This window comes from Pseudomonas sp. WMBT8, assembly GCF_050916005.1.
Lineage (GTDB): Bacteria > Pseudomonadota > Gammaproteobacteria > Pseudomonadales > Pseudomonadaceae > Aquipseudomonas.
The window spans coordinates 5,872,865-5,891,600 of the sequence record NZ_CP188096.1; the positions used below are offsets into that span (position 1 = coordinate 5,872,865).

General features: G+C 61.9%; 20 protein-coding genes. 8 read left to right on the forward strand and 12 right to left on the reverse strand.

Annotated features, from left to right (window positions below):
• The first annotated feature begins 50 nt into the window (after positions 1-50).
• Genes ACO77H_RS26865 through ACO77H_RS26880 form a run of 4 tightly spaced genes read left to right on the forward strand, consistent with a single transcriptional unit; the run spans position 51 to position 3,194 of the window.
• Positions 51-1,448, forward strand: coding sequence for a COG3014 family protein (locus ACO77H_RS26865; protein ID WP_169955037.1), 1,398 nt, complete (start codon positions 51-53; stop codon positions 1,446-1,448).
• A 10-nt stretch (positions 1,449-1,458) separates the two neighbouring features.
• Positions 1,459-1,827 (forward strand): YcfL family protein, encoded by a 369-nt coding sequence (locus ACO77H_RS26870; protein WP_169955038.1) that lies wholly within the window; start codon positions 1,459-1,461, stop codon positions 1,825-1,827.
• 35 nt (positions 1,828-1,862) lie between these two features.
• Complete coding sequence (gene lpoB, locus ACO77H_RS26875; RefSeq protein WP_169955039.1) at positions 1,863-2,450, forward strand: penicillin-binding protein activator LpoB; 588 nt, start codon at positions 1,863-1,865, stop codon at positions 2,448-2,450.
• Between the two features lie 3 nt (positions 2,451-2,453).
• Entirely contained in the window at positions 2,454-3,194 is a 741-nt protein-coding gene (locus ACO77H_RS26880; RefSeq protein ID WP_170042092.1) for a penicillin-binding protein activator LpoB, read from the forward strand.
• A 122-nt stretch (positions 3,195-3,316) separates the two neighbouring features.
• On the opposite strand, the gene ACO77H_RS26885 is transcribed toward ACO77H_RS26880, so the two are convergent.
• The 3 genes from ACO77H_RS26885 to ACO77H_RS26895 form a co-directional block, all read right to left on the reverse strand.
• Complete coding sequence (locus ACO77H_RS26885; RefSeq protein ID WP_432754771.1) at positions 3,317-3,949, reverse strand: LysE family transporter; 633 nt, start codon at positions 3,947-3,949, stop codon at positions 3,317-3,319.
• 70 nt (positions 3,950-4,019) lie between these two features.
• On the reverse strand, positions 4,020-4,589 hold the full coding sequence (locus tag ACO77H_RS26890; RefSeq protein WP_057440468.1) for a mechanosensitive ion channel family protein: 570 nt from the start codon (positions 4,587-4,589) through the stop codon (positions 4,020-4,022).
• On the reverse strand, positions 4,589-6,499 hold the full coding sequence (locus ACO77H_RS26895) for an ATP-binding cassette domain-containing protein (protein ID WP_432754772.1): 1,911 nt from the start codon (positions 6,497-6,499) through the stop codon (positions 4,589-4,591). The genes ACO77H_RS26890 and ACO77H_RS26895 overlap by 1 nt, the downstream gene beginning before the upstream one ends.
• A gap of 50 nt (positions 6,500-6,549) precedes the next feature.
• Between ACO77H_RS26895 and ACO77H_RS26900 the strand changes: the two genes are divergently transcribed.
• Complete coding sequence (locus ACO77H_RS26900; protein ID WP_432754773.1) at positions 6,550-7,014, forward strand: TIGR02444 family protein; 465 nt, start codon at positions 6,550-6,552, stop codon at positions 7,012-7,014.
• Here ACO77H_RS26900 and ACO77H_RS26905 read toward each other — a convergent pair.
• Positions 7,011-8,153: an AlgP family protein gene (locus ACO77H_RS26905; RefSeq protein WP_432754774.1), complete on the reverse strand. Its 1,143-nt coding sequence runs from the start codon at positions 8,151-8,153 to the stop codon at positions 7,011-7,013. The genes ACO77H_RS26900 and ACO77H_RS26905 overlap by 4 nt on opposite strands.
• A gap of 192 nt (positions 8,154-8,345) precedes the next feature.
• Between ACO77H_RS26905 and ACO77H_RS26910 the strand changes: the two genes are divergently transcribed.
• Positions 8,346-9,011: an FKBP-type peptidyl-prolyl cis-trans isomerase gene (locus ACO77H_RS26910; RefSeq protein ID WP_432754775.1), complete on the forward strand. Its 666-nt coding sequence runs from the start codon at positions 8,346-8,348 to the stop codon at positions 9,009-9,011.
• 55 nt (positions 9,012-9,066) lie between these two features.
• Here ACO77H_RS26910 and ACO77H_RS26915 read toward each other — a convergent pair whose 3' ends face one another.
• The 7 genes from ACO77H_RS26915 to ACO77H_RS26945 all read right to left on the reverse strand — a co-directional run bounded on the left by ACO77H_RS26915 (position 9,067) and on the right by ACO77H_RS26945 (position 15,456).
• Positions 9,067-9,525 carry an Rsd/AlgQ family anti-sigma factor gene (locus tag ACO77H_RS26915; protein ID WP_070994033.1) on the reverse strand — a complete coding sequence of 153 codons (459 nt, stop codon included), beginning with the start codon at positions 9,523-9,525 and terminating at the stop codon, positions 9,067-9,069.
• Between the two features lie 204 nt (positions 9,526-9,729).
• The gene (locus ACO77H_RS26920; protein ID WP_169955374.1) at positions 9,730-10,251 is read right to left on the reverse strand and encodes a disulfide bond formation protein B; all 522 of its coding nucleotides are present in this window, start codon (positions 10,249-10,251) and stop codon (positions 9,730-9,732) included.
• A 236-nt stretch (positions 10,252-10,487) separates the two neighbouring features.
• Complete coding sequence (locus tag ACO77H_RS26925) at positions 10,488-11,729, reverse strand: heme biosynthesis protein HemY (protein WP_170042086.1); 1,242 nt, start codon at positions 11,727-11,729, stop codon at positions 10,488-10,490.
• Positions 11,730-11,734: 5 nt separating this feature from the next.
• A complete protein-coding gene (locus ACO77H_RS26930; protein WP_169955376.1) occupies positions 11,735-12,847 on the reverse strand; it encodes a uroporphyrinogen-III C-methyltransferase in 1,113 nt (370 codons plus the stop codon).
• A gap of 19 nt (positions 12,848-12,866) precedes the next feature.
• Entirely contained in the window at positions 12,867-13,634 is a 768-nt protein-coding gene (locus tag ACO77H_RS26935; protein ID WP_432754776.1) for a uroporphyrinogen-III synthase, read from the reverse strand.
• Positions 13,631-14,572, reverse strand: a complete 942-nt coding sequence (hemC, locus tag ACO77H_RS26940; RefSeq protein WP_432754777.1) for a hydroxymethylbilane synthase — start codon at positions 14,570-14,572, stop codon at positions 13,631-13,633. Before hemC ends, ACO77H_RS26935 begins: the two co-directional genes overlap by 4 nt.
• A 137-nt stretch (positions 14,573-14,709) precedes the next feature.
• Positions 14,710-15,456 (reverse strand): LytR/AlgR family response regulator transcription factor, encoded by a 747-nt coding sequence (locus ACO77H_RS26945; protein WP_169955379.1) that lies wholly within the window; start codon positions 15,454-15,456, stop codon positions 14,710-14,712.
• A 552-nt stretch (positions 15,457-16,008) separates the two neighbouring features.
• Here ACO77H_RS26945 and argH point away from each other — a divergent pair.
• Positions 16,009-17,403: an argininosuccinate lyase gene (gene argH, locus ACO77H_RS26950; RefSeq protein WP_169955380.1), complete on the forward strand. Its 1,395-nt coding sequence runs from the start codon at positions 16,009-16,011 to the stop codon at positions 17,401-17,403.
• Positions 17,404-17,570: 167 nt separating this feature from the next.
• Here the strand turns inward: argH and ACO77H_RS26955 are convergent, their stop codons facing one another.
• Positions 17,571-18,233 carry a glutathione S-transferase family protein gene (locus ACO77H_RS26955; RefSeq protein WP_170042084.1) on the reverse strand — a complete coding sequence of 221 codons (663 nt, stop codon included), beginning with the start codon at positions 18,231-18,233 and terminating at the stop codon, positions 17,571-17,573.
• Between the two features lie 126 nt (positions 18,234-18,359).
• Here ACO77H_RS26955 and ACO77H_RS26960 point away from each other — a divergent pair, with 126 nt between their 5' ends.
• Entirely contained in the window at positions 18,360-18,644 is a 285-nt protein-coding gene (locus ACO77H_RS26960) for a hypothetical protein (protein ID WP_057440482.1), read from the forward strand.
• Positions 18,645-18,736: the final 92 nt, after the last annotated feature.

Below are 18,736 nucleotides of genomic sequence, written 5' to 3' on the forward strand. Positions count from 1 at the left end.
CGACCCGACCAGCCCCTTCGGCCGATTACGCTCAGGGAAGCAGCACCTCAATGGCATCTCGCGCTTTTACCTCCCTTGCCCTCGCGGCAGTCACGCTGCTGTCGGGCTGTTCGATGTTCCGCAGTTACGACACGGAACTGCAAGCCACCAACCAGCAGTTGGCCAGCGGCAACGTGGATGCCGCGCTGACCCTGCTGGAAAAGAACAACAGTAGCGAAGACAAAGACCTTCTCTACTACTTCGAAAAAGGCGAGTTGCTGCGCGCCAAGGGCGACCTGGCCGGCAGCCAGGCGGCCTGGCACCGCGCAGACGTGGTGGTGTACAAGTGGGAGGAGTCGGTCAAGTTCGACACCGAGCGCTATCTGGCGCAGTTCGGCAGTTTCCTGGTCAATGACAAGGTGCGGCGCTACGAAGGGTATGACTATGAAAAAGTCATGCTCACCACCCAGATGGCGTTGAATCTGCTGGCGGTCAATGACTTCGACGGCGCCCGGACCGAAATCAAGAAAACCCACGAACGCGAAGCGGTGATCGCCGAGCTGCGGGACAGGGAATACCTCAAGCGCGAAAACGAAGCCGAGCGCCAGGGCGTAGCCACCCAGTTCAAGGACTTGCGTGGCTACCCGGTAGAAAGCCTCGACGCGCCGGACGTGGTGGGCCTGAAGAACAGCTACCAGAGCGCGTTCAGCCATTACCTGGCCGGTTTCGTCTACGAAGCCCTGGGCGAAAAGGACCTGGCCGCGCCGGGCTATCGCAAGGCCGCCGAACTGCGCCCCAACACACCGCTGCTGGAACAGGCGCTGCTCGATCTGGACGCTTCTGCCGTGGCGGCTGACGAAAGCGACGTGCTGATCGTGGTCCAGAGCGGCCTGGCGCCGGCCCGCGACTCGATCCGCCTGCCGTTGCCGATTCCTATCGACGGGCATTGGGTGATCACACCGCTGTCGTTCCCGGTGATTAAGCCAGACACTTCGACGGCCACCTTTGCGCAGATCGGCGTCGATGGCCGGCAGCAGAACCTCACGGCCCTCAACAGCACGACCGCGATGTCACGCCGCGCCCTGCGCGACGACATGCCGGGGATCATCCTGCGCACGACCGTGCGTGCCATCAGCCGTGGCGTGACGCAAAAAAACCTCAACCAGACCAACCCGATGGCCGGCCTGGTGCTGGGCATCGCCTCCGCCGTCACCGAGGGCGCCGACACCCGCACCTGGCGCACCCTGCCGGACGTCACCCAGGTCACGCGCCTGCGCCTCAAGCGTGGCGAGCACCAGGTGAGCCTGCCCAATGCCCTGGGCGGCAGCCTGGTGACGGTCAAGGCCGAACAACGCCACCAGGTGATCACCTTGCGGGTGGTCGGCAACCAGGTCTTCGCCAGCGGCCTGGCGGCCCATGTGGTCGCGAGCAACCCGGCCCAGGCCGTCGCCAGCCTCAAACAACCTTAAGGAGCACGCTATGCGTCATTTCATCCTCGGCGCCCTGGCGCTGATCTTCCTCGCCGGCTGCGCCACCCCGCCGCCGGCACCTGGCAGCGCCGCGAGCAAAGTCGTGGTGATGGGCAAGTTCAAGGGCATCGCCGTCGGCGCCATTCGGGTGGCCCGCGAAAACGGCTTCCTGACAGCCAAAGTGCAACTGAGCAACATCACCAGCAGCAATCAGATGATGTACTACCGCTTCGCCTGGCTGGGCGCCGATGGCTTCCCGGTGGGCGACGAAGAAACCTGGAAAGTGCTGAACCTCTACGCCAACCAGGCCACCTTCCTGCCGGCCATCGCCAACCTGCCCCAGGCCGCCGACTTCCGCCTTGAAGTCAAGACGCCTTGAGCCTGGCCCCTATTCAGTTTTCGAGAGACCTTCCCATGTTTGCACGCTTTTCGTTCCTCGCCGTGATCGCCGTCCTGGCCAGCGGCTGCGCCAACACCTCGCCGGTCATCGGCGGCAAAAACATCAGCTATGGCGACACCAAGGCCGTGGAACTGGTGACCAACGAGTTCGGCTCCACCGACCTGCAGATGATCGCTGAAAGCATGACCCGCTCCCTGGCGCAGTCCGGCATCCTCCAGGGCCGCCCGGTGGTGCAGGTGTATGACGTGAAGAACAAGACCAGCGAGTACATCGATACCCGCGAGATCACCACCTCGATCAAGACCCAGTTGATGAAGACCGGCACCGCCCGCTTCGCCAGCGACAACACCGATATGCAAAGCCAGGTCGACCAGCTCAAGCTGCAAAACCAGAGCGGCCTGTACAAGAAGTCCACGGTCAGCAAGACCGGCAACATGGTCGCCGCCAAGTACCGCCTGGAAGGTTCCATCAGCTCCATCGTCAAGCGCAGCGCCGACTACAAGGACGTGTTCTACAAGTTCAGCCTGCAACTGGTCGACGTCGAAAGCGGCCTGGCGGAATGGATGGACGAAAAAGAAATCCGCAAGACCACGGAGCGCTAAGCCATGGGCCCATGGATCGGCATCATCGCCCTGCTGTGCAGCTTTGGCGCCTGGGCGGCGCCGAAAATCGCGGTCACGGACCTGGCCTACGAGGCGCGGGTGGAGCAATACATCCACGCCGTCGCGGCCAGCAATAACTTCCAGGCCAGCCCGTACAACGCCAGCGGTGCGTCCAGCTACACCGAGTTCGAGAGCCGCAACAGCTACATCGAACAGAGCGAGCTGCGCAAATTCAGCGGCGATATCAAGGGCGAGATTCTCAAGTCGCGCCAGTTCCAACTGGTCCAGGGCACGCCCTACACCAGCGAGGCCAAAGGCGATGTGTACGACGTGATCAAGCGGATCAAGGCCGGCCACTTCAAGGGCGCCGACTATGTGTTGTTTGGCACCTTGTCGGATATCGACTTCACCCAGGACATCAACGCCCTGGATCGCACCAACAGCTATTCAGCGGTACTGGGGCTGGCGGTCGTGGCGGACTTCAGCCTGATCAACACCCGTACCTACGAGATCACCTCGGCATTTACCGCCATGGGTGAAGGCCAGGACACCAAGTTGGTGAGCAGTCGCGACGTGCGCGTGAGCCTGAGCCGGCCACGGGTGGTGAAGGAAGTGTCGAAAACCCTGGGTGAAGATGTGGCGCGCCAGCTACAAGAGCAGTTGGGCGGCGGGTATCAAGAGCCCGGCCAGCCTGCGTTGCGCAATAACCTGCCAAGGGATGAGGCGCCGAAGATCCTGCACTGAACCCAAAACCAATGTAGGAGCCGGCTTGCCGGCGATAGCGATGGGTCAGTGCAATATATGCTGGCTGATACACCGCTATCGCCGGCAAACCAGCTCCTACAGTTTTGATTGGGTTTATTCAGTCAGGCCGTTGCGCGATGCAGGCTGGCGAGGAAACCCGCCGCGCCCACGAACAGCCCGGCAAACGTACGGTTCACGCGTTTTTGCTGCTTGGGTGTGCGCAACAGGCGCAGTACCTTCGACGCCAGCCCGGTGTAGCCGGCCATCACGACCATATCCACGCCGATCATGGTCGCGCCGAGGATCAGGTACTGGATCAGCAGCGGTGCCTGCGGGTTCACAAACTGCGGCAGCACCGCCAGCATGAAGACCAGGGCCTTGGGGTTGCTGGCATTGACCAAGAAACCACGGAACATCATCGCCATCGGCTTGCCGATCGGGCGTACGGCCGCGTCATCGCTCATGTCCATGGGCAAGGCGCGCCATTGCTTGACGGCCAGGTACACCAGGTACGCCACGCCAAACCACTTGATCGCATAGAACGCGGTAGAAGACGCCGCAAGAATGGCGCCCAGGCCGCCCGCCACCACGGCAATCTGCATCGCCAGGCCCAATTGCAGGCCGATGGCGTTCCAGTAACCGCGCAGGAAACCGTATTGCAGGCCGCTGGACATGGAGGCGATGGCGCCCGCGCCGGGGGAGAGACTGATGATCCAGCTGGCCAGGAAAAAGGCCAGCCATGTGTCGAGCGCCATTACACACCTCGTAGCAAATTCGTTGTGAGCACTAAGCTAACTCCGAGGGCCGAGGGCTGGCTAGAGAATTTTAAGGCAAGGGGCTGATATCACTACCGCGCCAGCGGCGTACCGAACGCTGGAAGAACAGGCTGTTGGGCACTTGCACCACCGCGCTGTCGGTGCCCGCCTCGGCCACTTCGATCAGCGTGGTGTAAAGCAGGTTGATCGCGATCACCCGGCCTTTGACGCCAGGCTTGTCGACGGTGTCCACCAGCTCGACCACATCGCCCAGGCGAAACGGGCCGACGGTAAAAATCAGGATCGCGCAGAGCAGGTTGGACAGCACCGACCACATGGCAAAGAACGCCACTGCCGCCACGGCCACAAAACCCGAGAGCGCAGTCCACAGCACGGTGGCCGACACGCCCAGGCGTTCGAGGACGAAGATCAGCGCACTGCCCATGATCAGCCAGCGCAGGCCGCCACGCAGGGGCATCAGCAGTTGTGGCGGGAACGGGTAGCGCTCGCCCAGCCGCGTCAGGCCCTTGGCGACGAAGCGCTGGGCCAGGTAGCCGGCCAGCAGGATCAGCAGGATTTGCACGCCGACCCACACCGGTTCGATCCATTGCGCTGGCAGCGGCAGTTGCAAGGCTTCCATCAGGACAGCGCCTCCAGCTCCGCTTGCAGGCCTTCGAGCAATTCGAGGGCTTCCATCCAGGTTTCCTCCAATTGCCCTTCACGCACCTTGAGCTTGGCCTGTTCGGCCAGCAAGTCGCGCAGTTCATCCTTGCGGGCCGCTTCGTACACCGCGCTGTCGCCGAGGCTGGCTTCGATCTTGGCCAGGCGCTCGTGGACCTTGCCCAACTCGGCTTCGAGCTTGTCGGCTTCGCGTTTGTGCGGCGCCAACTGCTGGCGCAGGGCAGCGGCGGCCTGGCGCTGGGCTTTCTTGTCGGTCTTGTCCGGGTTGACCGGGGTGTTGCTGACCGGCGCGTTACGCAGGCGATAGTCAGTCAGCCAACGGGCGTAGTCGTCCAGGTCGCCGTCGAACTCTTCCACCTTGCCATCGGCCACCAGCAGGAAATTGTCGGTGGTGCTCTTGAGTAAGTGGCGGTCGTGAGACACCACCAGTACCGCCCCGCTGAACTCCTGCAGGGCCATGGTTAGCGCCAGGCGCATTTCCAGGTCCAGGTGGTTGGTCGGTTCGTCGAGCAGCAGCAGGTTGGGCCGGTCCCAGGCGATCAGGGCCAGGGCCAGGCGGGCTTTTTCGCCGCCGGAGAAATTCAGCACCGGCTCATCGATGCGTGCACCACGGAAGTCGAAGCCACCGAGGAAGTCACGCAGGGTCTGTTCGCGCTCGGTTGGCGCCAGGCGCTGCAAGTGCAACAGCGGGCTGGCCTTGGAGTCGAGGGAGTCCAGTTGATGCTGGGCGAAGTAGCCCACCACCAGGTTCTCGCCACGGGTCAGGCGCCCGGCCAGGGGTTGCAGCTCGCCTGACAGGTTCTTGATCAGCGTCGATTTGCCCGCGCCGTTGGCGCCGAGCAAACCGATGCGCGCACCCGGGGTGAGCTGCAGCTTGACCTTCTCCAGGATGGTTTTGTCGCCATAACCCAGGCGTGCATCCGAGAGATCGAGCAAGGGGCTGGAGATTTTCACCGACTCGCGAAACACAAAGTCGAACGGCGAATCGACGTGGGCCGCCGACAGTTCTTCCATGCGCTCCAGGGCCTTGATCCGGCTCTGGGCCTGGCGGGCCTTGGTGGCCTGGGCCTTGAACCGGGCGATGTAGCTTTCCATGTGCGCACGCTGCGCCTGCTGCTTCTCGAAAGCCTGTTGCTGCTGGGCCAGGCGTTCGGCACGGGCCCGCTCGAACGCGGTGTAGCCGCCGCGATAGAGGGTGATTTTCTTTTGCTCGACATGGGCGATGTTATCGACCACGGCGTCGAGGAAATCCCGGTCGTGGGAAATCAGCAACAAGGTGCCGGGGTAGCTCTTGAGGAAATCCTCCAGCCACAGGATCGCATCGAGATCCAAGTGGTTGGTCGGCTCATCGAGCAGCAACAGGTCCGAGGGGCACATCAGCGCCTGGGCCAGGTTCAGGCGCATGCGCCAGCCACCGGAAAAGTCGGCGACCGGGCGATCCATCTGTTCGTTGGTGAACCCAAGGCCGGCGAGCATTTTGCGCGCGCGGGCGTCCGCGGTGTAGCCGTCGGCGCTGTCGAGTTCCGAGTGCAGGCGGGCCTGGGCGGCACCGTCCTGGGCTTTCTCAGCCTCGGCCAGGTCGTGTTGCACCTGGCGCAGGCGCAGGTCGCCATCGAGCACATAGTCGATCGCGATGCGGTCCAGGGTGTCGATCTCCTGGCGCATATGGGCGATACGCCAGTCGGCCGGCAGCAGGCAATCCCCGGAATCCGGGGTCAGCTCACCGAGCAACAGGGCAAACAACGTGGATTTTCCGGCGCCATTGGCACCGATCAGGCCGGCTTTGTGACCGGCGTGCAGGGTCAGCTCGGCGTCTTCAAGAAGACGTTGCGGGCCACGCTGTAATGTTAGGCTTTGAAGTCGGATCATAATGGCGGCGGAGTCTACCAGCTTCGTTGACCGCTGGCTTGGGTGTGAACATGTGCGCTGACCTGTGGAGCTTTGCCCTCTCGACCTACGCCCGTGCGGGCGCTGAAGATGCCTGCCTGCGCTTGCAGGAACAAGGGGCGAATGTGTGTCTGTTGTTGTGCGGGCTGTGGCTGGAACAGCGTGGCGTCGCACCCGAACCTGCGCGTGTGCTGGCACTACGGGAAATTGCCGACCCCTGGCAGGCAGATGTCGTACAGCCCTTGCGCAAGGTGCGCACGCAATGGCGCGCTATGGCGCAGCAGGATGTGGAACTGGGAGCTTTGCGCGAGCGGGTCAAGGCCCTGGAGCTGGAAGCCGAACGGCAGTTGCTGTTACGCCTGGAGGCGCTGGCGAAGGGTTGGCCAACAGGGGAACGAGCCACGGATCAAACATGGCTTGAAGGACTGGCGACCGAAGCCGCCAACCTCGACCACGACGCGCTGCATCAGCTGCGCGCCGCGGCCACCGGCACTTAGGAAGCGCTGGTTGGGGTGGTGACGGGTGCTGCCGGGGCAGGCGTGTTGCTGGCCGGTGCGGTGGTAGCGGCTGGAGCGGCAGGGGTAGCAGGCTTGGCGGCTGCTGGAGCTGGTTTGGCGGCTGGCTTTGCAGCAGCTGGCTTGGCAGCAGCAGGTTTAGCCGCTGATTTTGCAGCAGCAGGTTTGGCAGCTGGTTTTGCGGCAGCAGGTTTGGCAGTTGGCTTGGCGGCTGGTTTTGCGGCAGCAGTTTTAGTAGCTGGCTTAGCGGCCGGCTTTGCAGCAGCAGTTTTGGCAGCTGGCTTGGCGGCTGGTTTCGCAGCAGCAGTTTTGGCAGTTGGTTTAGCGGCAGGCTTTGCAGCAGCAGTTTTGGCAACTGGCTTAGCGGCTGGTTTCGCAGCAGCAGTTTTGGCAACTGGCTTAGCGGCTGGTTTCGCAGCAGCAGGTTTGGCAGCTGGCTTGGCGGCTGGTTTCGCAGCAGCGGTTTTGGCAGCTGGCTTGGCGGCTGGTTTCGCAGCAGCAGTTTTGGCAGCTGGTTTAGCGGCTGGTTTCGCAGCAGCGGTTTTGGCAGCTGGTTTAGCGGCTGGTTTCGCAGCAGCGGTTTTGGCAGCTGGTTTAGCGGCTGGTTTCGCAGCAGCGGTTTTGGCAACTGGCTTGGCAGCTGGTTTCGCAGGCGCTTTTTTAGCAGCAGGCTTAGCCGCAACTTTGGCCGGCGCCTTGGCCGCAACGGCCTTGGCCGGTGTACGAGTGCTCAGCACTTTGGCCACCGCTTCTTTCACACGACCAACACCCTGCGCCAATTTCAGGCTCTCTTGGGCATCGCGCTTGAGTTGAAGGATGTAGGTGCGGGTTTCGGATTGACGATCCTTGAGGGCATCGAGCAAGTCCTCAAGTTCTTTCACGGCGCCCTTGGCTTTGGTTTGCGCCTTGGCTTTGCCGGCGGTTGCGGCGTCTTGCAGTTTGGTACGGGATTTATGCAGTTTTTCTTGCGCCTTGCCGCGTTGCTTTTCCAGCTTGGCGAGCAATTTTTCTGCATCAGCCAAGGCTTGGGAGCAAGCGCTTTCCAAATGTTCGAGCAGGCTGCCCGAGAGTTGTTGGAGCAAGTGCAACGGGGTATTAACAGGCTTCTGTTTGGCCGACATGGTTTACCTCCTGGCTGACGTGGGTGCGGCTCATACTAGCCCTCTGCTCTTACCGCCGCTAGGGCATGTTGACAGTATCGAATGCGTTGCGTTGCACCGCACAAAAATTCTTATCGATATAACGAAAAACCACTCCATTCTTTACCCCCTCACACTGGCATAATCCACCGCACTTTCGGCTGGAGAATACCCATGTCGCGTTACCTTTTTTTCATCCTGGGTTTGTCGATTTCAGTGGCCAATGCAACTGAACCGGCGGCGTCCAAAGACAGCCACGATCTGGCCTACAGCCTGGGCGCCAGCCTGGGTGAGCGCCTGCGCCAGGAAGTCCCCGACCTGCAGATCCAGGCCTTGCTCGACGGTCTCAAACAAGCCTATCAAGGCAAGCCCCTGGCACTGGATGAGGCACGCATCGCACAGATTCTCGCCCAGCACGAAGCGCAGGCCAGCAACGAGACCCAAGTGCCGCAAAGCGAAAAGGCCCTCGCCGCCGAACAACAATTCATGACCACGGAAAAAACCCGGACCGGCGTGCGTGAATTGGCCGACGGTATCTTGCTCACGGAACTTACCCCCGGCAGCGGGAAAAAGCCGGGCGCCCATGATCGGGTTCAAGTGACGTATGTGGGGCGATTGCCCGATGGCACGATTTTCGACCAGAGTGCCCAGCCCCAATGGTTTCGCCTGGACAGTGTGATCAACGGCTGGCAAAGCGCGTTGCAGCAGATGCCGGTGGGCGCGAAGTGGCGCCTGGTGATTCCATCGGCACAAGCCTATGGCGCAGACGGCGCAGGTGAGTTGATAGCACCTTACACGCCACTGGTTTTCGAGATTGAGTTGCTCGCAACCGGAGCCTGACCCCAACGAAAAACGGTGCGCCATGCGCACCGTTTTCTTGTCTCGCGGCGAAGGCTCAAGCCTGGGTTGCAGGCTCTTCCTTGTGGGCGTTGTGCAGCACTTCGATCAGGCAGTCTTCCAGCTCGAAACGCTCATGGAGCAAGCCGCCCAGCTCTTTGAATTTTGCGGCAACGCACTCACCCTTGTCGCAGAGGTCGTTAAAAGCCAGGAGCTTTTCGGTGATGACGTCGATGCGCGGGTAAATGGTCTTGGCCAAGTCCAGGCCACGCTGGTCGTCAAAGGCCTCGGCCTCCTTGGTCAGTTGCTCATACACCCCGAAGTGCCCTGCCGAGACGTAGTCCACCAAGACCCCACAGAACTCCTGCAGAGGCTTGCGGTTCTCAGCCAGAGCCTCGGGTTTCTCACCAAGAGCATCAAAGGCCCGAACCAATTCGTGACGTGCTTTCAACCAGCTGTCGATCAGCTTATGCACACCACCCCAGCGTTCCTGAGCATTCTGACAACTTTCCAACATGATGATCTCTTCCCTTATGGGCGGTGCCGCTTTTGCCCGCGCAATACGTCGAGGATAAGCGGCAAGCGGACAACGCCGCATCGAACAAACTGTTTCAATAACGCGTGCGGGCCAGATTATGCCCGCGTGACTATGGCTTCAAGGTACGCAGACCAGAAAGTTCATACAAGTGTTTAATCCCATCCTACGAGCCAACACACCCAATCAGTGCTTCACGAACCGCAAACCCGGGCCGGGCAACAAACGCGAAAACTGCGTTGCCCCCAGGATGAGCATGGCCACGAAGAACAGCAGGCTCCACTCCGGGATGCTCAAGTCGAACAGCGTCCAGTTGATTTCCACACAATCGACGGTGCCCTTGAATGCCAGTTGCAAGGCTTGCCCCAGCGACAGGTTTTCGATCATGTATTCCAGGCTCGGCCAGCAGTTGGGCATCTGGTCAGGCGGGATGTTCTGCAACAGCACCTGGCGCACCGCTGTCACTGCGCCGAGCAGCGCACAACCCATGCTCGCCGCCCAGTACAGGTAAATGCCCACGCGCCTGGGGCCATGGAGCGTTGCTATCAGGGTAATCAGGGTGAACACCGCCAGCAGGCTGCGCTGGATCAGGCACAGGAAACAAGGTCGCAGCAGAGCCCCGTATTCCAGATAAAAAGACGCGCCCAACGTCAGCACACCGGCCATGAACGCCAGGAAGAACAAGGAGCGTGAGGGGGCCAAAGACATTGTTTATCCGCAACGCAAGAGATAGGTAGTTACGGTAGAGGAAAGACCTTACCCCTTTCAATACGCGCTGGAGCAGACGCTTCCGCGAGATAGCAGGGATATCCCGTCAGAGGGCAGGCGACTTTACGTGGCCCGGTGTGGGAAACCACCTCAAGCCCCTGAAATCGAGAAAACCCAGGGATTTTGAAGGGCTGGTTACCAGATGCTTCCGAGCCAACCCTTCAAAACATCCTACGTTAAACCCGTGCAGGCACCGGTAGCGGCGAAGCCAGCAGGCGACTATCCAACAACCCCAGGCCTTCCTGGAACAATTGATTACTGCGCTCGGTGTCACCCAACTGCGCCAGCAATCGCGCCAATTCGGCGCAGGCCTCGGGGTTGCGTTGCACTTGCAGGCTGCTTTCCAGATAGTCCCGCGCCTTGCCCCAAAGACTGTTTTGCAGGCAGAGCCGGCCCAGCGTCAGCAACAGACTGGCGTCCCCCGGATGGTCCTTGAGCCAACCTTCGGCGAATTTCAGCTGGCGTGCCGGATCGCTACCGCGCAGCAGGCCATACAACCTGATCAAGTGACTGTCGTAACCACGCTTGAGCGCAACACGCAACGCCTCTTCGGCCTTGGCATCGGCGCCCAATTGGCGCAATTGCTCGGCATAGGCCAACACCAACTGGGGCTCCTGGCGCTGGGCCGAGGTCAATTGTTGCCAGGCCCGCTCAAGGGATTGCAGGCCCGCCTCGCCCTGTTCTTCACGCTGTACCGCCAAGCTCAGGTTTTCACCCCAGGCCCGGCGCTCCAGATCCGCCAGCTCGGGGGCGGGCAGCACTTTGTCCTTGCGCAGCTCCGGTAACAGCCGGATCACCGAGGACCAGTCACCGCGCTGCTGGTGCAAGCGCTGGAGCTGGCGCAAGACCTGGGCGTTGTGCGGATGGCGCTCATGCATGGCCTGCAGCGTCACGAGGGCCGCATCCGTGTCGCCACGGTCCATCTGCAACTGCGCGTGGCTCAAGGCGATGGCGAGCTCGGCCTGGGGCTGACGCTCCAAAGCGCGCTCCAGCAGGCTGTCGGACTCTTCATAACGCCCCTGCTCGTTGGCCGCCCGGGCTGCGCCAAGGTAATACAGCAATGGTTGGCGTTCGGCTTCCGCCGCGCGGTGCAGGTGCCGCTCGGCACTGGCCCAGCGGCCTTCCGCCAGGTCCATCTGCCCTTGTTCAATAGCGACTTGCACCCGTCGACTGCGATTGCGCCGCGACCACGGGTTGACCACGCCACCGGAAGTCGTCACCAGGCCCAGCAGTACCCGCAGCAGATAGATCGCCAGGCCGACGACAAACACCGCCACCAGGGTCGACCACAGGCCGGACTCATAATGCAGCACATGGGGGTAGCTGATCAGCACATAGCCGGTGTGTTTCGAGATGCCCACCGCCAGCGCCAGGGCGAGAGCTATCGCCAGCACCAGGATCACATAGAAACGCTTCATCGGCTTTACTCCTGGGTCGCCGGCTTACCGGCTGAAGCCTTGGCTTCATCGGCAGACAGGTGGCGGCGTTCAAGGTAAGCCTGCACCGCAGACAAACTCGCGGCGAGGTCCGGGGTCACCACCGAGACGGCCTTGGGCTCAAGCTCGGTGATACGCGCCAGCATGGCCTGGCTTTGCGGATTGTCCTGGTTGAAGTTGCCCTGCAACACGCTGCGCGCCTCGCCCAGCGCTCGGGCGTATACCGCCGGCTCGCCATTGAGTGCGGCCCATTGCGCCTGCTCCAGCGCCAGGCTCAGGGCCAGGCGCACCTGGTTCAGGCCTTGGCCTGCCAGCAACGGGCGGATGTTATCGTCGGGATTGAAGTCGATACGGAAGTAGCGGGAAATCTGCTCCCACCATTGGCTCCAGCGATTGTCAGTGTCGGTAGTCGCAAGGCCTTGCGGGCTTTCTTGCAGCTGATATTCCGGGGACACGGCCGCCAGTTGCACCACCTGGTCACGCAGCGCCGCCAGTTGCAGGTACAGCCCGGTACGATCTGGCTGCTCGACACTGCGCAACGCCGCCAGGCTCTTGGCCAATTGCTCGCGGGCGGCGTACGAACCCGGATCGCTCTGCTCGCGCAGGATCTCATCGGCGCCCTGCACCAGCGCCTGGGCACTGTTGATGTCCTGCAACGCTGACAAACGCAGGCTGGCCAGGCGCAGCAGATGCTCGGCCTCGGCCAGGCGCCAGTCCTTGCGGCTGGCACCCAGTACGGTTTCCAGACGCTGGTTCAGGCGCTGCTGGTCGCCCTGTAATTGCGCGACCAACCGGCGGCGTTCCTCCAGCTCATCAGCACCGGGCAATTGTGCCAGACGTGCGGCCAACTGCTGTTGCGCCTGCGCGATGCCCTGGGATTGTTCATCCAGGGTGCGCACCTGCCCCAACTGTTGCTGGCTGCTCGCTTGCAAGGCCCGGACCTGCCAGAGCCCCCAGCCGCCAGCCGCAACACCGGCGGCACCAAGCAGCAGAGCGAGGATCGCCAGGCCATTGCCACGGCGAGGCGCAGTGATCGGGGTCTCAACAGGCGCATCGAGCGCGGGCTGAGCTTCATCTTTAGGCAAGGCTGTTTCGCTCACGTGTCCATCCTTTGCGTTATTAGAGAGTGGGAACGGGCTGGCTCCGTAACGCCACTAGCAAAGCCGCGGCACTGGCACCACGGCAATCCACAACTTTTTCCGCGCCCGCCGCCCGCGCCATTTCGGCGACTCGTGGGCTGGGCACGAACAACGGCAACTGGGCCACGCGTGGCCAATGGGCACCGGCGAGGCCTTGCAGATGCAAAAAACCCTGCCCACTGCTGACCACCAGGCCGTTCAAGCGTTCCACTGCAATGCGTTGGGCGAGCACATCCGGGTCGTAGGCCGGCAGAAACCGACGATACAACTCCAGATAATCGACACTAGCACCTTGGCCGCGCAAACGCTCAGCCAGCAGCTCTCGCCCACCCTGCCCGCGCAGGATCAATACCCGCGCATGGTCAACAGCGACAGCCTCGCGCAACCTGGGCAATGCAAGCAAGGCCTCACTGTCATCCCCAAGCTCGGGGTAGCTCACGTTAAGGCCATGCTCAGCCAGGACCTGGGCCGTTGCCGCACCAACGCTGAACCACGGCAAGGCCGGCACTGCTGGCGCGTATCGATCAAGCAAGTGCAACGCCCGGCGTGCGGCCGGCTTGCTCACGACGATCACCGCACAATAGCGATCCAGGCCCTGAAAAACCGCCCGGTGTTCAGCAGTGATGGGCAAGGGTTGGGTTTCCAGCAACGGCAGGCTGCTGCTGAAGATACCGGCTTCGGACAACGAGGCCGCCAAGGCTGCCGAATCCTCGGCAGGCCGCGTCAGCAGCACACGCCAGCCGGTCACTGCGGGCCGGCCTCGCCATAGACTTTTTGCAGAATGGCGCCGGCGCCTTTTGCCAGGAGCTCTTCGGCTACCTGCACGCCCAGGCTCGCGGCTTCGGCTTGTGGCCCGCGGATTTGCGCGGTGAGCAGCAAACCACCGTCAGGGTCGCCCACCAGGCCGCGCAGCCACAGGTTCTCACCCTCAAGTACCGCGTAGCAGGCAATCGGTACCTGGCAGCCACCATTGAGGTGTTTGTTCAGGGCGCGTTCGGCGGTGACACGAACCTCAGTGTCGTGGTGATCCAGAGGCTTGAGCAGCGTCTGGATTTCCCAGTCTGCGGTGCGGCATTCGATACCGACTGCTCCCTGGCCACCGGCCGGCAGGCTGTCCTCGACACTGATGGCCGAGGTGATGCGGTCTTCAAAGCCCAGGCGAATCAGGCCAGCCGCCGCCAGGATGATCGCGTCGTACTCGCCGGCATCCAGCTTGGCCAGGCGGGTATTGACGTTGCCCCGCAGGAAGCGGATCTGCAGGTCCGGGCGACGGGTCAGCAACTGGGCCTGGCGACGCAGGCTGGAGGTGCCGACGATACTGCCCTGCGGCAATTCATCGAGGGAGGCGTAGGTGTTGGACACGAAGGCATCGCGCGGGTCTTCACGCTCGCAGATGCAATACAGGCCGAGGCCTTCGGGAAAGTCCATCGGCACGTCTTTCATCGAGTGCACGGCGATGTCGGCTTCGTTCTCCAGCAGAGCGGTTTCCAGCTCCTTGACGAACAGGCCCTTGCCACCGATTTTCGACAGCGGCGAGTCGAGCAGCTTGTCGCCGCGACTGACCATGGGCACCAGGGTCACCGTGAGGCCAGGATGGGCTTGCTCAAGGCGGGCTTTGACGTATTCGGCCTGCCACAAGGCCAGGGCGCTTTTACGGGTGGCGATGCGGATTTCGCGAGAGGACATGGATCAATCCGTACTGAATAGATACGGCAGATAATAACAGCTCAGGCAGAACCGCCTTGATTTGAATCAGCAAGTGCGGGGCCTCCCTGGCCGCAGCGCACCGCAATTGGGGCATGCAGGTCGCTACAGCCTTCGGGCTAAAGCTGCTGCATCATCTTGCGCACGCCTGCGACGTGGCGCCGGCTGACGATCAATGCGTCGCCGTTGAGCCCTTTGAGGAACAGCTGGAAATGGCCCAGGGGCGTGCGCTGCAGACGCTCGATGCGTTCGCGGGCCACCAGCGCGTTGCGGTGGATACGCACGAAACGCTCGCCAAATTCGTCTTCCAGGGCCTTGAGCGGCTCATCGAGCAGCACTTCACCGTGCTCGTGACGCAAGGTCACGTACTTGTGATCGGCAATGAAATAAATCACCTGGTCCACGGGAATCAGCTCGATGCCCTTGCGAGTCCTGGCACTGATATGGCTGCGGGGGCCGTTGCCACTTTGCGCCGCGGGCTGGGTCAGGGCGGCAAGTTGCACGCGATTGGGCCGCTCGGCTTTCTTCAAGGCCTTGAGCAGGGCATCGGCTGATACCGGTTTGGCCAGGAAGCTCACACCGCTGGCCTCCAGGGCCTCGGCAGAAAACTCCTCGTCGCTGGCGCATAACACCAGCGCCGGCGGCGACTCGCGCTCGCTCAAGCGGGCGGCGACCTGCAGGCCATCAAGGCCCGGCATGCGGATATCGAGGAGCACCACGTCCGGCTTCAGGCTGTCGATCAAGGTCAATGCCTCGTCGCCACTGGACGCGCTCGGTTCAAGGGCAGTGTATCCCTCGAGTTCACTGACCATACGGCTCAGTCGCTCGCGGGCTTGGGGTTCGTCATCAACGATCAGGACATTCATATTGCGCTGGATTCCTGCGTGAGTCTCGCACAAGGATAGCGTAGACAGGTGCGGTGACTTCCGTCACGGCGATCCACGCTAAGACTAGCGTGAGCGGCAAAAAGTGCCCCGAGAGCGACACCAATATTTACCCGGACCTGTTCAATACCGCCCAAAACCCGATACCGCAGGGCATCGTCATAGGGTTTGCTGATACTCAATATGAACACCCCCTCTACTTTAAGGTTAGCCTGGAGTTCGACCTCATCGCCTGGCATTGGTGCACTGCACCCCTGTCAGTGCAACTGTAGACGCTCACGAAGGCGACATTGCTCAATCGTCAAATATCGTCTCGATAAACACCCTTTGTTTACCTCAGGAACCGACCGGTTTAAACCCCCGCGTTCACTCCCGCCTCCAGTCTCATCCCGGACGCGGCCAACGGCAAGGCACTTTGCCACCCATCAAACAAATAAAAATGCCGACGCGGCGTATCAACGCCTCCACGGACAACCCTGTTATTATCGGCGGCACACTTTCATGCCCTCTTTTAAGCAGATCACGAGCGAATCCATGAGCACCGACAAGACCAACCAGTCCTGGGGCGGCCGCTTCAGTGAGCCCGTCGACGCCTTCGTCGCGCGCTTCACCGCCTCCGTCAATTTCGACCAGCGCCTCTATCGCCACGACATCATGGGCTCGATCGCCCACGCCACCATGCTGGCCAAGGTCGGCGTGCTGACCGATGCCGAGCGCGACAGCATCATCGATGGCCTGACCACCATCCGTGGCGAAATCGAGGCTGGCACCTTCGACTGGCGCGTGGACCTTGAAGACGTGCACATGAATATCGAGGCGCGTCTTACCGACCGCATCGGCGTGACTGGCAAGAAGCTGCACACCGGGCGCAGCCGCAACGACCAGGTGGCCACCGATATCCGCCTGTGGCTGCGCGATGAAATCGACCTGATCCTGGCCGAAATCACCCGCCTGCAAAAAGGTCTGCTGGAGCAGGCCGAGCGTGAATCGGACACCATCATGCCCGGCTTCACCCACCTGCAGACCGCACAACCCGTGACCTTTGGCCACCACCTGCTGGCCTGGTTCGAAATGCTCAGCCGCGACTACGAGCGCCTGGTCGACTGCCGCAAGCGCGCCAACCGCATGCCTCTGGGCAGCGCGGCCCTGGCCGGCACCACCTACCCGATCGACCGCGAGTACACCGCGCAACTGCTGGGTTTCGACGCCGTGGGCGGCAACTCCCTGGACGGCGTATCGGATCGCGACTTCGCCATCGAGTTCTGTGCAGCAGCCAGCATCGCGATGATGCACTTGTCGCGTTTCTCCGAAGAACTGGTGTTGTGGACCAGTGCACAGTTCCAGTTCATCGACCTGCCGGACCGCTTCTGCACCGGCAGTTCGATCATGCCGCAAAAGAAAAACCCCGACGTGCCGGAGCTGGTGCGCGGTAAAAGTGGCCGTGTATTCGGCGCACTGATGGGCCTGTTGACCCTGATGAAGGGCCAGCCCCTGGCCTACAACAAAGACAACCAGGAAGACAAGGAACCGCTGTTCGACGCCGCCGACACCCTGCGCGACTCGCTGCGCGCATTTGCCGACATGATCCCGGCGATCAAGCCCAAGCACGCGATCATGCGTGAAGCGGCGCTGCGCGGTTTCTCCACCGCCACTGACCTGGCGGACTACCTGGTGCGCCGTGGCCTGCCGTTCCGTGACTGCCATGAAATCGTCGGGCATGCCGTGAAGTACGGCGTCGACACCGGCAAGGACCTGGCGGAAATGAGCCTGCAAGAGCTACGTCAGTTCAGCGACCAGATCGAGCAGGATGTGTTCGCGGTGCTGACCCTGGAAGGCTCGGTCAATGCCCGTAACCATATCGGCGGCACGGCTCCGGCCCAGGTCAAGGCAGCCGTGGTGCGCGGCCAGGCCCTGCTCGCCAGCCGCTAAAAGCATCGCAGGCAAGCCAGCTCCCACCTTTGACCAGAGCCTTCAATTTAACTCGGTCAAAATGTGGGAGCTGGCTTGCCTGCGATAACATCACCTTAGTGTCACTGACACACCGAGGTGCCTGCATCGCGGGCAAGCCCAGCTCCCACACAAGCCCGCTCCCACATTTATGACTTCTTCGCCGCGACCATCGCCATGAAGGCTGGCATCGCCGCCTCCTTGTCCGCCGCCACTCGCTGGGCGTTGGGCAGGTCTTGCAGCTTCTTCAGCAAGGCCTTGGCCTTCGGCAACTCAGCCAGCAGATCCAGGCCAAACAGCTTCCCACCGACCGCACACGCCAAGTCCACGCTGTACATAAAATACAGATCGGCAAGCGTAAAACTCTCCCCCGCCACATACGGCGCGAACTTGCCGTGCCGGCCCAGCGACGCAATCCCCAACAGCAACTCGGCCTTGGCCTTGTCCTTGATCGCCTGCGGTACCGTCATGCCAAAGAACGCCTCGCCATAACAAGCGCGGGCCGGCAGTTCGATGTACAACTCGATTTCCCGGCACAGCGCCAACACTTGGGCGCGCTGGAATGCATCGCCTGGCAGCAGGGCCGGGCCCGACTGGGTCTGTTCGAGGTATTCGAGAATCACGCTGGTTTCGTTGATAAAACCTCTCTCGACCTTCAGCACCGGCACCTTGCCGCGCGGGCTCACCACCAGGGCTTCAGGGGTTTGCCCGGCATAAAAAGCCACTTCCTCGAAGGGCAGGCCTTTTTCCAGGAGCGCCAGCTTGACCATGTTGTAGTAGTTACTGACCGAAAATCCGTAGAGCTTGAGCATCACAAAGCCTCCAGGCCGTGCAGGGGGTTGGCTGGGTAGGTTATAGAACGTGATGCGCCGCCTGACCAGCAGCATCACCTGGCTGAATGGAGGTAGACTGGCGCCCTTTCCTGACAGGAGGCAGCCATGAGCGAGCCAACCGATATCGACAACGACGACGAAGAGTTCGCCGAGTCCACCCTGACCCAAGCGATCGAAAACCAGATCGAAAGCGACAACCCGCCCGCGGCCAAGGCCACGTTCAACAAGCTGACCCTGGTGGGTTACGAGCGCGAAGACATCCTGAACCTGATGGCCCATGTGCTGGCCGTGGAAATCGACGCGATGCTGGAAGAAGACCGGCCGTTCAACACCGACTGGTATGAAACCGCCCTGCGCGCACTGCCAGAGCTGCCGCCGGAAAACCAGTAGGCCCCTGGAACCGCCATCGCCGGCAAGCTGGCTCCTACAGGAGTGCGGCTTGCCTCCCCTGTGCCCATATCGCACTGGACAGTTCGCCCAAG